Source organism: Bacillus sp. GW823-FHT06A10 (genome assembly GCF_058795375.1).
Map to the genome: position 1 here is coordinate 2578014 of NZ_JBXAHT010000001.1, position 14789 is coordinate 2592802.

Below are 14789 nucleotides of genomic sequence, written 5' to 3' on the forward strand. Positions count from 1 at the left end.
TGTAATATTTTTCATTACATTTAAGTGTTAAGAACTCACGGCTATATAATAATTAAGCCGCTTAACGCTCTTGATTGATAAGGTCAACAACTTCTTTCATTGTATAATTCTTTAAGTATTCACCTAGATGCTCTTCAGCACCTAAGAAAATAGCGAAAAGAACTTTTCGCATGTTCGAACCTACAACACACTGATTGTTTGATTCTGGACACTTCGGCTGCAAAGCACCTTCAGAGGTTATCTGATAAATATGCCAAAGATTAATTTCATCTAAATCGCGAGCGAAAATAAAACCGCCACCAGTCCCCTCTTTCGATTGTATAAACTTATGTTTTTTTAACAAACTTAGTACTTTGCGAATGCGTACTGGATGTACACCTGCACTTTCTGAAATAGCATTACTTGTTGACATCCGATCTGGCTGTAAAGCTAAATAAGTTAAACTGTGTATGGCCAAGGTAAAGTCGCTGTTCATGATTTTCCTCCTACGATCAAAAATATTGTTTCTCATATATTAACTGTAGCCATAAATATTACAGATAGGTTAGAACGTTAAAACATATAGAATACTTCTTGCCATAAAAAATTAATTCTCTTATATTCTATCCGGTCCCACCTATATCTGATAACTTCATTTAGCTTTTTAAGTTGAAAATAAAATTAAACACTCCACTGTTTCTTCACTTGTTCTTCTGCCAACTGTTTAATTTTTGTCCCAATCGTATCTTTACTCACAATAACATTTGTTTGATAATTTCTATCATTATAATTAACTGTAACACATACTTCAATCATCTTCTGCTTCCTCCTTTCAAGAAAATTTTCCATAAGAAATATTATTTATTAATTAGCCAACTTTTGTAATTCAATGTTTAAAAATGTTCGGACGCTACGTGGTAAAAATTTACGAATTTCTTCTTCGTTAAAACCAATTTGCAATCTTTTTTCGTCCAGCATAATCGGGCGACGCAACATTAGTGGATGCTCAATTATTAATGTATAAAATTCATTTAGCGAGAGCTCATCAATATTTATATTTAAGTCCTGAAAAGTTTTGGATCTAGTTGAAATAATTTCAGTAGCCCCTTCTTCAGTTAAACGAAGAATCGATTTAAGCTCATCAACTGTCATAGAATTTGATACGATGTTTTTTTCAATATAATCAATTTGATGCTCTTCAAGCCATGCTTTCGCTTTTCGGCATGAGGCACAGCTTGCTGTTGTATATAGAATTACCATATTTAACTCACTCCTTTAATGTTATGAAACGTACATTTTAAACATCGGTTATTGAAATGTATTAAAAAAAATTACAGTTTAGAATCAAATACAAGCAATATTATTTATTCGAGAATATTTAATTTATCTACATTTTACAGACGATAACAACTCACTTCTAAAAACTATACTGTAATTTTAAACTTTACAGTTCTATAAATCAAATGTTAAGTCTTGGATTCATTCTATTAACGTATAATAGGAGCAGTTGAGACAATACCTGCCTCAACCGATTTTTATATCTCTTTATAATTTTTTGCAGTAATGACTGTTTCAAACTCAAAGGTTTCGGGTAGATGATCTGCATAAGAATATTCAAAAGTTCGTCCATCCGTTAAATAAGCTACTTGTTCAACTCGCATTAGGAAATCCTGATTTGTTAAGTTCATAAACTGCTTTTCCCTATCATCTGGGCGAATTCCTTTAACCCTGACAACAGATGTCCCTACTTCAAGACCAAGTTTATTTTGAATATGTGAGTATATCGACTCCTCTAAAACAGAAGCCTCAACACCTGGGATAACCGAAATTGGCATCCATGTATGCTCCATAATCGTCGGAATGCTGTGAATGATGCGGAGGCGAATGATTTTATAAACGAAATCACCGATTGAAACTCCCAATTTCTCAGCAACTACTTCATCAGCCCCAACAATCGCAAACTCGATAATTTTACTTTCTACCTCACTGCCGTATACAGCTTTCGTACCCGTTAAAGTTTGAATCATTCGTGCCTTTTCCTGTTGACGCCAATCTTGCACCACTGTTCCACTTCCGCGCCGGCGGATGATGTAGCCATCTCTAACTAATAGATCCAGCGCTTTCTTAATAGTAAGGGCTGAAACACCAAATTCTTCAGCAAGGACGGGGCTACTCGGAATTTTTTCGTTGATTTTATATTCACCATCTAAAATTTGCTGTTTAATCTTTTGATAAATGCCGAGGTATTTTACTTGTGTTGATCCGCTTGCCATTTCCATACCTCCTTTATACTGCAAACTCTCTTCTATTCATTCAAATGTAAAGCCTCAAGTTTGTAAACTGAAGGTGATGGGGCAGCAAATCCATTTTCTAAGATTTCAATATTCGTTACCGCTTCTTCGTCTTTCACAAGTTTTGGTGCACCATTTATAATTGTTTCATACGCGGCATCATAGAAACGACCGTAATCACCAAGTGGCGTTTTAATTTGTTTTTCAATCCAGTCACCATTTGCATTACGATACTTAGCAACTCCATAGTACATCGGTGAATCTTCACCAAATCCTGCACTCTCAGGCATAACACCCGCTTTCAAATCATTTTCCTGCTGATCTTCACCATATTTAATAAATGATCCGTTTGTTCCATGAACGATAAAGCGTGGATAATCTTTTGCTACGACATGGTTCGTTTTCAGCTTAATCTTCAACTGATTTCCGTAATGTAAACCAACATCGAAATAGTTATCAACCGCACCTTCCATTTCATTATTACGAATATCGTATGTCACCGTATCTGGACGGCCGAATAGTGAAATCATACGGTCCATCGTATGAATACCTAAACTGTAAAATGAACCTTCTTCTTTTGGAGCTTCATGAGTGATTGAACCAGGACGGAAATAATCAATATGTGATTCAATCTCAATAATATCACCAAGGAACCCTTGTTCAATTACTTGCTTCACAGCTAAAAAATCACCATCAAAACGGCGGTTTTGATAAGGCATAACGACTACACCTTTTTCTCGTCCTAAAGCTAATAATTCTTTCGCATGTTCCACTGTATCGCAAAATGGTTTTTCAACGATAACTGATTTTCCGGCTAGTATAACTTTTTTTGCTAATTCATAATGCGTATGTGCTGGCGTACAAATCGTCACTACTTGAATTTCTTTGTCATTCAACAATTCGTCCAAATTAGTAGTGAAGTAAACACCTTTTTCCTTATATGGAGCCGCTAATTTTTCATTTATTTGACGTACAAAAATCGTTTTTATTTTTATATTATTACGTGTGTTTACATAAGGTAAGTGATAGCGGTTAGCTGACTTTCCAAATCCAATAAAGCCCATTGTTAATGTCATATTTTTCAACTTCCTTGCTCATAAATTTTCGTTTCTATATTTATTATATAATTTAATCATTAAAAGTATATAGTTTTAACTTTATAATTATATATTAAATAAAAAATCCACGATAAAATTCATTCTCACTATAAGTTATGGACCTATAAAGTGAAACTTTAATCACTGGGGCGATTTATTCTCTACTGATTATTTACCCGTAAATACCGGGATGAAAAGGAGCGTAATGAACATGGCATATACTACTATATCTACGGAAATTTTCGGATCACCTGAACAAGTATGGCAATTAATCGGAGGTTTCAATTCCCTTCCAGACTGGTTACCTTATATACCTAGCAGTAAATTAACTGAAGGCGGTCGTGTACGTCATCTAGCTAATCCAGATGGCGATACAATTATAGAACGATTAGAAGTATTCAATGATAAAGAGCGCTACTACACGTATTCAATCATGAATGCACCGTTCCCAGTCACTAATTATTTATCTACAATCCAGGTTAAAGAAGGTACTGAAAGTAACACATCGTTAGTAGAGTGGTCTGGTACGTTCACTCCTGTTGAAGTTAGTGATGAAGAGGCAATTAATCTGTTTCATGGCATTTACAGTGATGGACTGAAAGCATTGCAGCAAGCATTTCTAGATTAATTCATGTAATTGATTGAGACGAAAAAGTAAATTAACAGTCAAATATTCGACTTTGTGGTTAAGTTCATTATGAAAGATAAACAAATACAAATTTCATGCCTGCTTGTTATTGACAAGAAATAAAAAATACTACCTCCAAATGGAAGGTAGTATTTTTTTATTAATCAGGAAAAACAATTAATCCCTCTTCTTTTTCCTCCTGTTTTAAATCTTCTTCTGGGAAGGTTACAGTTGAATTTTTATCACCTGTTCTTTTTGTTTCTTCACCTGGAAATACGAAAGTTGAATTTTCTTTTCCTTCATTTTTTTCTACGTTATCTGGAAATACCATAGGATCATTGGTAGTCAAATCACTATGAAATCCAAGGTTAGACAAAATCGCTTTTAAATCTGGTAAAACCCCTATTTTATCAGATGATGGGTTATTAGACTTTGTGCCTGTATTAGGATTACTTAAAATTGCTCTCAATTCTTTTGGTGTATATGCCTTACCTAAATGTTCTTTAGCAATCCCTTGAATCGATACAGCAGCCCCAGCAATTATAGGCGAAGCGCTAGAAGTACCACGGAAATTAGAAGTATAACGATTAATTATGTTCTGATCTGTAACTTTTTGTCCTTTACTATTTTGATTTTGATATGTATCTAATGTATCAACATACTCTCCCCAACCATATACATCAATTCTACTACCATAGTTAGAGAAAGCTAAACGTTTATGAGGAACTCTTGCAGTAGATGCTCCAACTATAATAGCTCCTGAATCTTTAAAGTCTGGACTATTTCGATTTAAAATCTGCTTACCATTACGGTCTTTAAATTCATCTAAATCAATCCCACCATTACCAGCTGCTTCTACAATAATAATGCCTTTATCTGTACCTTTGCGAATTGCGTTAAATATACTCGGGTATACTTCTACTGGTAAAGGGTCATCTCCATATCCATCATATTTAAAGGATTCTTCTATTAATAAAACATCTCCAGCCTGTAAAGAATCTACGGCACTTAAAATAGCATCTCTTACATCGATTCTCCCATTATCTCGGATCACTGAAATTACTTTTACCTTTGCTTTTGGTGCAATCCCAATGTTCCCAATCCCATTGTCAGCTGCAGAAACAACACCTAGAACTGAAGTACCGTGAGAAAGATCATTACTCATTTTTCCAGACATAAATTCAATATTTTGACCGACTAAATCTTCATGATTTAATAACCAACCTTCTTCCAAATCTACAAAAGTTGCTCCCTGGCCATTTCCTCCTTTAATTCCCCAAGCATAAGGAGCATTAATTCCTAAAGGTGCCTCTTCAAGATATCCCTGTCTTGAAAATCTAGGTTCATCATAAGGATTGACTGATAATACAGGCAATCTCGAGCCAGTTGTTGTGTTTATACTCTTATTAGAACGAACTTGTATTTTACTAGAATCGTCATTAGCAGCATATACTGTATTTGTTACAAATGTCGTACCTGCCCCAGCAAAAGTTGTAATTGCAAGTGATGATATCAACATACCTTTAAAATTTTTCATTTTTCCACCTCTAGTTTTCTATTAGAAATAACATATTTCATAATGTGTATGAACCGAAAAGTATTTTATCTTATTATAAAAATTAATAGATTTTTATAACTTTTTGATTTACATAAAAACTCCCTTCATTCTTGTAATTCAATGTGTACATTTCAAAATAACAAACTTACTGTAACTATTATAGTTACACCTTTATTGATTTTCAACTACGAAATATAAATTTTTAAAAATAAATTTATATTACTTTAAAACAGAACTCGCCTTTTACCCACATAAAGTGAAACTTTAATCAGTGGGGTTTTTGTTCATCCCCCACTGATTATTAGCCCTCACCAATGGGGCGTTTACGGACAGTTAATGCGGGATAAAAACGCAAAATATCTGTCCAAATTACAGCGATCAATAAGTTTATGGACTGCGAAAGAAATACGAAAAAGCAAAGCACTAAGTGCTTTGCTCCTTATAAAATCCCTTTTAACTTTTCACCAATTAACTTCGCTACATACTCATAACCTTCTGGCCCAAAGTGTAACCCATCTTTTTCATCATTTTCTACAAACCTTTTATAATCCCGTTCTTGAATCATTTCAGCATATACATTTAGAAAATAACTTCCTGTTTCCCTCGCCACTTCCTCTACTACGTCTGTATACTGACCGAGCACTTTATTGGTTCTATTGTACTGTCTTTCTTCATCAACTGGTGCAGGACTAATAAGTAGTATTTTATCTGAGGAAACCTGGTTCACAATCTTCTCTAAGTTTTCTTTATATGCTTGTAATGACACTTGAGAAAAAGAAACTGCATCATTCGTACCAAGAAAAACTGTTACGAAATCTGGTTTATATGATATTACATCTTCTTCAATCCTATTTAACGCATCAAATGTATTATCCCCTGGAACACCTGCATTCACTACTTTCCAATTTGGAAACATTGCTTGTAACCTTGGCGTTAATCTCGGTGTTCCATCAAAAAACGTCTCATCAGCTGTAATGCTATCGCCAAAACATACTAACGTTTTCATTAGGCTTGCTCCCCTTTTTACGTATGAAATAATTTACCTTCTAATGCTCCAATATATCTTTCAGCAGAACGTTCAACTGCTTCATTTGCATTTTCTTTTACTACTCGATGAAAAGCGTTGTATAAACGATTAAACTGTAATGGCTTCACTCGATTCACCATTTCTTCCACTTTTCTCGCTGGTAATGGAATTAAGTTTGGATAGCTGTACATGAAACTCACCCACCGCTCATCCGCTACAACTTGAATAATATCACCTGTTAACAAAATCCCTTTTCCGTCATTACCTTCTTCCCAATGTAAGACAGATCCACCTTTAAAATGTCCTCCTAAACGATGAATGACTAATCCATCAGCTAATTGTAAAGACTCACCAGACCAATAAATAATACGACTACTCGGACGCATCACCCACTCTTTATCATCTTCATGTATATAAATTGGTACATCAAATGTCTCTGCCCATTCTACTTGCGTTGAATAATAATGAGGATGAGACAATGCAATCGCATCTAATTCGCCAAGCTCTTTTATTTTCGCAATTGTCGTTTCATCTAAATACGTAATACAGTCCCACAGTAAACGATATGACTCTGTTTTCACTACAAATGCCGTTTGACCGATCGCAAATCCTGGTTTTGTCGTAATACTATAAAGTCCATTTTCCTCTTTTATTATTTCATTTTTATATGTATCATCTGTTTGCAAATTTTCTAAAGTCGTCCAAGACTGCCCTTTCGGATTCACATACTGCCTTTCTTCATCACAAATATGACAACTCACCGGTTCTTCTACACTCGCTGCATACTGCACGCCACACGTTGTACAAACGAAATTTTTCATCATAATTTCCCCTATCCCTATATTTTTATTAAGCTGATTTTTGTTGATAATGATCTGCTTTTTTATTTTCAATTAATAAACTTATAAAAGTAAGTAAATAGACAACTGTAACCGATAATGGAATGACAGTAAATCCTTTTTCTGCAAAAAGAATCCCGCAAACTGACGTTACAAATACAGTCCCTACTGATAATAAACCATAACTTTTGCTTTCATAAATCCATACATACGGGATAAAATGAACACCTATTAACATTGCTACTACAAAAGGTAACCATTCTGGAAATTGAAAATAGGCAAGTAATACAAGTGGAATATTCAATACATTTATCCCACCAATTAATCCAGCCAAAATCCCTAACGGATTTCCTTTCGCAAACATATCAATTTTCAATATAGCAGCTATCATTAAGCCAAAAGGAAACACACAGCCCATACCGATTAAATATACCCACACCACTTGTTTTTCAGAAAGAACAAATCCTGTTATACTCATAACTACCCAAAATAAAACGCCGGCTAATATAATCGGTAAGCCTCTCTTCGTTTTTATTGCTAAATCCTTTTTCGCTTCTGCAACATTCATCTCACTATCTCCCCAAAAATATTTGTGCTATAAAGTCACCTCAACCTCACCCATCCAATAACGCCAAGCTGCTAAATAATCTTCTAAATCTTTCGGGTGGTGCCGTAAACACGTATCTATACGCAAATATAATCCTATGACTATTTCTTCATATAAATCACGGTCTTTTTTATGAAATACACATTGTTTCATCGCATAATCGATTGTTTCTTTTGTTAAATCTTCCGGGGTTGAACAGAACGCATAAATTAAATCATATATAGGATCTCCTAACACTGGTAAAGGATCAATTACACCGTGCAGTTTATTCTCTTGAAATATAAAATTATGAAATCCAAGATCACCATGCAATAAAAATGGCTGATTTATTCCAGTCCCCCTACTTGGACTATTTGCTAACTTAAAAACCGTTCTATACTCTTCCTCACTTATGTAACGTCTTACATTTTCATGAGCTTCCATCACATTTGTCGTTAAAAATTCATTCCAAGATTGAACTGGGCTTTCTTTCCATCCCCAGCCATCAACCTCTGTAACTACTTCATACTTATTGATTACTTCCTTTACAAGTTTACTAAGAACACTCCGTTTATGGCCTAGTTTGAAAGAAGTTGTGCCCTCAAGGAATGAGTAAACAATATAGCGATTTAAAGGTTCCTTATATAAAAGCTTTGGAAATAATTCGTCCTTTTTATAAAACTGAAGAAAATAAGCTTCTTCACGTATGACATCCGATTCATTCAACTTTATAACGTATTGTTCATCTAACAAATATATAGTACTTGTCGTTCCCCCGTTTAATGCTTTTACGCTATTTGGATAATGTGAAATAACTTTTTCCTTAACTAGTTGTGCAGTGATTATTGAAATGTCCATTCTCTCACCCTTCAACTCCGAATATTTCCTTAATTCAAAAGACAACTTTACTATCATTTGACAAACAAAAGTAAAATCCTTTCAATCGCCCTGATATAACAAACAACAATTTTATTTTATTACAATGACTTTCTTCAATATTCCATTTATGATAACGTGATTTTATCACTCTAAATGCTCTTCATATACTCTAATAATTTCTATTGCAGGGTCTCTGTCTTGTAATTTATGAGCCAAACTTTCTACACCAAACACTTCTGTAAACGTATGACTACCTACAATTAAATTAATTCCTTTAAATTTCGCATGTTGCACTGTATATAATGTTTTTTCACCTGTTATGTACGTGTCACATCCTTTTTCTAATGCACGTTCAATCAAATTTGTATTATTTCCTGCACCGGTTAAGATTGCAATCCGTTTTACTGGTTTATCGTGATTTCTCCAGCTCTTCACTTTCTCTTCCATTTTTTCTTCAAGTTTTCCAACTAAGTTTGAAAAAGGAATCGCTTCTTTATATTCTCCTATTCCCGGTAGTTCTTCTTCCTCATACGTGGAATATTCCAGTATTGTATCTATCCCAATTCCGTTAAATAACGATGTACACGTGCCAAACTTTACAAAATCTAACGGCAAATGAATCCAAAAATGATTCATTTCATATTGCTTCAATTTCTCAATACATGCCTCTTCCATACCAAATAAAAAACTCCACGGCGCATGATGTGTAACTATCATATCGACTCCATTTCGATACGCTTCTTCAATAGTTTCTAACGTTAAATTTGTTGTGTAACCGATTTTGTGAAATTCATCTTTACTTATATAAGTAAAACCATATTCATCATCGCCATATTTATGAAGATGCTCTCCAAATAGTGATGTTATATGTTCATTAAATTGCTTTATATTCATTTTTATTTCTCCTTTCATTTACTTTTATATTTCATAAATAAGGAAATACTAAATTACAACGTTACATACATATAGGAGGACAATATGAAACCTGAATTTTTAAAAGCTGTACATGATGCAATCGGAAATGTCGAACACATTCATATAGAGGAAAGCGGTGCTGACAGCTTACTTATTCATCATGATGATGCACAGCAGTTACAACAAGTTGCTAAGGCGTTAGAAAATAATAATTTCCGCTCCGCTTTAAGAACAACTGGAAATGCTTCGTACATTGAAGTATTGAACAGATAATGAAAGTCCGGATGTATTCCGGGCTTTCTTTTTATCCCGCTATTCACCGGGCAGTAAGACCCCCACTGATTAAAGTTTCACTTTATATTGAAACTTCAAACTCTTTCACATACACCGCTGTTCCAGCAATATCTATTTGTAACTTCTCGTTTTCTATCCCTTTCGTTACATAAACAGTTACACGACCATCTTTATTTATTTCCTGTCCTTGCTCAACGATTAAACTCAATTCATGTTCAAAACCTTTCTCTAAATACTCCGCATAATACGCTCCCATTACACCTGAAGCTGTTCCTGTCACTGGGTCTTCAATCGTCCCAGCGTAAGCTGATGAAAAATGACGGCCGTGCATTTGTGCTAGTTCATCATAAGTTTCTAGACAAATTGGGTGAATAGAAGCATTAGGTATTTCTTTTAATACTGATGGAAATGCAGCATTATTAGGTTTCATTCTCTCACATGCATTAAGATTTTTAATCGGTACAATTACAGTCCAATTACCAGTACTTCCATATACAATCGGTAAACTTACATCTAAATCATTTATTTCTAAACCGATACTATGAGCTAATTCTTCTGTTGAACCTGTAAATTCTTTAAACTGAGGTGCTGCCTGTCTCATTTTAATAAAGGTTTCTCCATTTTCATTTACACCTATTTGTATCGGTAAAATCCCAGCCTTCGTTTCAATCGTAAGGTTACTTTTCTCGTCTAATAAACCTTTTTCGCGCAAGGCAAATATCGACCCTACTGTCCCATGACCACATAAATCCATTTCAAAACCAGGTGTAAAATAGCGCATTCTTATATCTCCTACTTCTGAGGAAAGAACAAAAGTTGTTTCGTTATATCCAACTTTTTCAGCAATAATTTGCATTTCCTCTTCCGTTAATCCATCTGCTTCTAATACAATACCTGCTGGATTTCCCTTATTTGGTTTATTCGTAAATGCGTCGTAATGAAATACGTTTATAGTCTTCATTTTCTTTTCCCCTTATTTGTCCATTTCTTTATTTTTATAATCAATAAGAAAATCGATCTAACCAACTTTCATAATCAGCTTTTTGAAATGGACGGATAATGAGTCTATCCGTCTCTACTTCTAATAACGATAGCTTCATTTAATTTCATCCCTCGAAATATTAATTGAATTTTCTTTATTATCTTACACAAAATACAAAATCTAGTAAATCATTATGTTTTTGATACATAAAAACCCAGTCATGCTTTATACATAACTGGGTTCTCCATCGTTTCATAATTTTCTATTTCACAAGAACTGCATCTCGTAATTCCCTCTTCAACACTTTTCCTAAAGCGTTTTTCGGTAACTCATCTATGAATACTACTTCTGGTATTTTATAGCTTGCTAATTTCTCTTTACAATACTGAGTAATACTTTCTTCTGTTAATGTTGTTTCGCCATCCTTCACAATGTAAGCTCTTGGAACCTCTCCCCAAAAGTCATCTGGAACTCCAACTACTGCAACTTCTAAAACACCATGTATTTCATGAATAACATCTTCTACTTGATCTGGATATACGTTGTCACCACCGCGTATAATAACGTCTTTATATCTTCCCATAATATGCAGGAATCCATCATCATCTATCATGCCAGCATCACCCATGTTAAACCAGTTATCTTTTACTACCTTCTTTGTCGCCTTTTCATTATTCCAATATCCTTTAAACATGTATGGACTTTTCACATGAATCTCTCCAACTTCATTTGTTGTTAGTTCATGTCCTGTTTCCGGATGAACAATTTTCACCTCTACATTTTTCAAGGTCTTTCCTACAGAAGACATCTTTTCTTTTCCCATCATTGGATGCCATGAGGTTACAACCCAACCTTCTGTACTACCATAGCCTTGCACCATATATATGCCTTTTTCCATATATTTTTGAATGAGTGTTTCTGGCACTTTTGTACCACCGCTTTGTGCTACTTTAAAGGTTGAAATGTTACGTTCTTTTTTATTTAGTTCATCAAGCATGTAACTATAAACGGCTGGGAAAGCAAGCATCGTAGTAATTTTCTCTTCTTCAATCTTATCCCAAATAAGAGCAGGATTCGAATCAGCTAAGAAGATCATCGTAACGCCATGATAAATACAATTTAAAATAGAAAGCACGCCACTCATATGAAACAATGGATGCACAGATAAAAAGCGTTCACCTGCTGGGATTTCTCTTTGTCCCGCAATTTCAGCAAAATAATGATGTAAGTTTTTATGTCCAATTACACATGCTTTTGCCTGTCCAGTCGTTCCTGATGTAAACAAGTAAATGGCATCGTCTTCTTCATGAACTTCTACGTTCGGTTCTGTCGTTGGCTGTTTTTGCAACTCTAATTCAAATGAACCAAAGTCTTCTTTTGTTGTTTGAATTACATAAGGAATTTCTTTAACAGCATCAACCTTTAATAACACTTCATTAAATTCTTCATCAATAACTAACACTTTTAATTTCGCTTCTTTTACAATCGTTTCTAATTCATAAACAGTCAGCTGATGATTTAGCGGAATAAATACCGCTCCAATTTTTAAACTTGCCATCATAACGCTTGGAAATGGGTGATTATTTTTGCATAGTATTCCTATACGATCTCCTCTTTGCACACCATTATGTAACAAATAATGTGCAAACTGATTTACTCGTTCATTATATTGCTGAAACGAATATCTTTTCTTCCCCCCTACAAGCGCTTCCAAATTTGGTGATTGCATTGCTCTCTTTTGTAATAATTGTCGCATCGTTCTCAAGTAAAACTCCCCTTTATATATGTTAGGTTTTTTATTTTACCAGATTAACTATTAATTTACTAAAGATTACACTTAGTGAATATAAGAAGAATATAAAATATCCATTTACTTTACAAGTAAATGGATATTTCCCATTATATATTAGAATACTTCTTGTTCATCACATATTGCACATACTCAGGTGCACTTTTATCAATCTCTTCATCGCTTAGTTTATATTCTGCACCATATAAATAAAAGGAAGGTATAAATTCCATACCTGTGTATAAGCATGTAGCTTGGAATGGTTTCGTCAACTCATCCATTGTAATTCCACTATTTTCATAGTCTTTTTCTAATCCACCTATAGAAATAGCTACACCAAATTCTTTCCCCTTCACTTTATCTCCTTGTGATCCGTACGCAAATCCATATGTTAATACATCATCGAACCATTTTTTTAATAATGGTGGTGAGCTGTACCAGTAAAGCGGAAATTGAACTATATATCTGTCATGTTCTACTAATAACTTTTGCTCTTCTTCAATATTAAACTCCCAATTCGGTGCCACTTTATACAATTCATGCACCGTAATTTCATCCGAATATTTCTCAAGTTCTTCAATCCATCTTTTATTAATTTTTGATTTTTCAATATCAGGATGTGCTACAATTACAAGTGTTTTCATCTTTTTTCATCCCCTTTATAAATTATTCAACCCTTTACGTATTAGTATGAATGAGTCACATATAATTGAAAAGTACGTACTTTAAAGTGCTATAGGAACCTTAAAGTACCTGTGGAGGTGTTATATGAATCAAAATGATAATTGCCCAATTGCAACAACACTCGATGTAATCGGTGGAAAATGGAAAGTTCATATTTTATGTATTTTGTCGGATGGAAAAATGCGAACAAATGAAATTAAACGAGAAATCCCAAACATTACACAAAAGGTTCTTACACAACAACTTCGGCAACTTGAAGCTGATGGGATTATCTATCGTACCGTATATCAAGAAGTTCCACCAAAGGTTGAGTACACACTAAGTGAATATGGAAAATCTTTAATGCAAATAATGGATAATCTGTTTGAATGGGGAAAAGATCATCAGATTAAAAGATTACATGACTAAAAAAGCACTATATACTTTGTTTAATCCTCTACGTTCATATTTTTTATTTCTATAAAGTTTATTTTCATCATTTTTTAGCTAACTTGTTTTCTTAGATTGATGGACGTGACCCCACATCCATCAATCTAAAAAGATACAATTAGAAAAATGAGATTTCTATAAAGTTTCGCATATAAACACTACTTCCGCCTCATTAAACGCTCGCTCTACTTTTTCTAATCTCAATTGTACGTAAGCTATAAAGAAGCACCCCTAAACCGAGAATTTTTTCATTATTAGACGCATTAGAACCTAAGGTAATAGTAGGTACATTTAAACCCATAAACCTTTCACTCCGTTCTATAGGCATATAAAAAGATACTCCTTAAAAATAAAAAACGCTATTCTCTCTGTAAAATCATAGAAAAGAATAGCGCTTTTTATTTTGAAATAGAAATCATCATTTAAACTAAACATGCTAATATTGATTTTGTGCGATTGTCAGTTACCTCATAATAAATTTCTAATCCTTTCCGAGTACCTGTAACCATTTTAGCAGCTTTTAGTTTAGATAAATGTTGACTAATTGTACTTTGAGGCATTTGTAAATCCCCATACATTGTTGTTACATTAGTAGGACCTTTTGCAAGCATTATTTTTACTAAAGATAGACGAACTGGATGCGCCAATACCTTTAACACCTCAGCGATTTCTTGAAACATTTCTTTTTTTTCTTTCATCTTATTTCTCCCCTTTTATATACATATTTATGTTATCCATATATATAATTCGGAGGTATATGCGTTTTTGTGTCCGTCATTTAAAAAAAATATAAAAAAACTTTAATCCGAAAC

19 protein-coding genes and 1 pseudogene are annotated in these 14789 nt (G+C 33.9%); 3 read left to right on the plus strand and 17 right to left on the minus strand.

What is annotated here, in order from left to right:
* Nucleotides 1-61: 61 nt before the first annotated feature.
* From saiR to AC1Q8M_RS13155, 5 genes are all read right to left on the minus strand, one after another.
* Nucleotides 62-475, minus strand: coding sequence for an Rrf2-family transcriptional regulator SaiR (gene saiR, locus AC1Q8M_RS13135; RefSeq protein ID WP_001083465.1), 414 nt, complete (start codon nt 473-475; stop codon nt 62-64).
* Between the two features lie 185 nt (nt 476-660).
* Complete coding sequence (locus tag AC1Q8M_RS13140; protein WP_016512517.1) at nt 661-795, minus strand: BA3454 family stress response protein; 135 nt, start codon at nt 793-795, stop codon at nt 661-663.
* A 48-nt stretch (nt 796-843) separates the two neighbouring features.
* Nucleotides 844-1239: a transcriptional regulator SpxA gene (gene spxA / locus AC1Q8M_RS13145; RefSeq protein WP_000236189.1), complete on the minus strand. Its 396-nt coding sequence runs from the start codon at nt 1237-1239 to the stop codon at nt 844-846.
* Nucleotides 1240-1514: 275 nt separating this feature from the next.
* Nucleotides 1515-2252 carry a GntR family transcriptional regulator gene (locus AC1Q8M_RS13150; RefSeq protein WP_000146278.1) on the minus strand — a complete coding sequence of 246 codons (738 nt, stop codon included), beginning with the start codon at nt 2250-2252 and terminating at the stop codon, nt 1515-1517.
* A gap of 32 nt (nt 2253-2284) precedes the next feature.
* Entirely contained in the window at nt 2285-3346 is a 1062-nt protein-coding gene (locus AC1Q8M_RS13155) for an oxidoreductase (RefSeq protein WP_098389959.1), read from the minus strand.
* 232 nt (nt 3347-3578) lie between these two features.
* Here AC1Q8M_RS13155 and AC1Q8M_RS13160 point away from each other — a divergent pair, with 232 nt between their 5' ends.
* On the plus strand, nt 3579-3995 hold the full coding sequence (locus AC1Q8M_RS13160; protein WP_098360657.1) for an SRPBCC family protein: 417 nt from the start codon (nt 3579-3581) through the stop codon (nt 3993-3995).
* A 160-nt stretch (nt 3996-4155) separates the two neighbouring features.
* Here AC1Q8M_RS13160 and AC1Q8M_RS13165 read toward each other — a convergent pair whose 3' ends face one another.
* From AC1Q8M_RS13165 to AC1Q8M_RS13190, 6 genes are all read right to left on the minus strand, one after another.
* Nucleotides 4156-5532 (minus strand): S8 family peptidase, encoded by a 1377-nt coding sequence (locus tag AC1Q8M_RS13165; protein ID WP_000787682.1) that lies wholly within the window; start codon nt 5530-5532, stop codon nt 4156-4158.
* A gap of 460 nt (nt 5533-5992) precedes the next feature.
* A complete protein-coding gene (locus AC1Q8M_RS13170) occupies nt 5993-6559 on the minus strand; it encodes an SGNH/GDSL hydrolase family protein (RefSeq protein ID WP_016098750.1) in 567 nt (188 codons plus the stop codon).
* 17 nt (nt 6560-6576) lie between these two features.
* Entirely contained in the window at nt 6577-7404 is an 828-nt protein-coding gene (locus AC1Q8M_RS13175; protein ID WP_080451179.1) for an MBL fold metallo-hydrolase, read from the minus strand.
* 25 nt (nt 7405-7429) lie between these two features.
* Nucleotides 7430-7987 (minus strand): DUF7010 family protein, encoded by a 558-nt coding sequence (locus AC1Q8M_RS13180; RefSeq protein ID WP_001099749.1) that lies wholly within the window; start codon nt 7985-7987, stop codon nt 7430-7432.
* A gap of 27 nt (nt 7988-8014) precedes the next feature.
* Nucleotides 8015-8863 (minus strand): phosphotransferase, encoded by an 849-nt coding sequence (locus tag AC1Q8M_RS13185; RefSeq protein ID WP_000355254.1) that lies wholly within the window; start codon nt 8861-8863, stop codon nt 8015-8017.
* Nucleotides 8864-9028: 165 nt separating this feature from the next.
* Nucleotides 9029-9778: a Nif3-like dinuclear metal center hexameric protein gene (locus tag AC1Q8M_RS13190; protein WP_001022452.1), complete on the minus strand. Its 750-nt coding sequence runs from the start codon at nt 9776-9778 to the stop codon at nt 9029-9031.
* Between the two features lie 84 nt (nt 9779-9862).
* Here AC1Q8M_RS13190 and AC1Q8M_RS13195 point away from each other — a divergent pair, with 84 nt between their 5' ends.
* Nucleotides 9863-10072: a hypothetical protein gene (locus tag AC1Q8M_RS13195; protein WP_000801651.1), complete on the plus strand. Its 210-nt coding sequence runs from the start codon at nt 9863-9865 to the stop codon at nt 10070-10072.
* An 82-nt stretch (nt 10073-10154) separates the two neighbouring features.
* Here AC1Q8M_RS13195 and AC1Q8M_RS13200 read toward each other — a convergent pair whose 3' ends face one another.
* The 4 genes and pseudogenes from AC1Q8M_RS13200 to AC1Q8M_RS13215 form a co-directional block, all read right to left on the minus strand.
* Nucleotides 10155-11054, minus strand: coding sequence for a PhzF family phenazine biosynthesis isomerase (locus AC1Q8M_RS13200; RefSeq protein ID WP_098366156.1), 900 nt, complete (start codon nt 11052-11054; stop codon nt 10155-10157).
* A 46-nt stretch (nt 11055-11100) separates the two neighbouring features.
* Nucleotides 11101-11193, minus strand: a pseudogene (locus AC1Q8M_RS13205) (GNAT family N-acetyltransferase); the annotation flags it as partial.
* Nucleotides 11194-11337: 144 nt separating this feature from the next.
* Nucleotides 11338-12831 (minus strand): class I adenylate-forming enzyme family protein, encoded by a 1494-nt coding sequence (locus tag AC1Q8M_RS13210; RefSeq protein WP_080017696.1) that lies wholly within the window; start codon nt 12829-12831, stop codon nt 11338-11340.
* Between the two features lie 143 nt (nt 12832-12974).
* A complete protein-coding gene (locus tag AC1Q8M_RS13215; RefSeq protein ID WP_072939185.1) occupies nt 12975-13508 on the minus strand; it encodes an NAD(P)H-dependent oxidoreductase in 534 nt (177 codons plus the stop codon).
* A gap of 124 nt (nt 13509-13632) precedes the next feature.
* Here AC1Q8M_RS13215 and AC1Q8M_RS13220 point away from each other — a divergent pair, with 124 nt between their 5' ends.
* Nucleotides 13633-13956, plus strand: coding sequence for a winged helix-turn-helix transcriptional regulator (locus AC1Q8M_RS13220; RefSeq protein WP_001072981.1), 324 nt, complete (start codon nt 13633-13635; stop codon nt 13954-13956).
* A gap of 193 nt (nt 13957-14149) precedes the next feature.
* On the opposite strand, the gene AC1Q8M_RS13225 is transcribed toward AC1Q8M_RS13220, so the two are convergent.
* Nucleotides 14150-14305: a hypothetical protein gene (locus AC1Q8M_RS13225; RefSeq protein WP_002101139.1), complete on the minus strand. Its 156-nt coding sequence runs from the start codon at nt 14303-14305 to the stop codon at nt 14150-14152.
* A 94-nt stretch (nt 14306-14399) separates the two neighbouring features.
* The gene (locus AC1Q8M_RS13230; protein ID WP_000660066.1) at nt 14400-14675 is read right to left on the minus strand and encodes an ArsR/SmtB family transcription factor; all 276 of its coding nucleotides are present in this window, start codon (nt 14673-14675) and stop codon (nt 14400-14402) included.
* Nucleotides 14676-14789 lie beyond the last annotated feature (114 nt).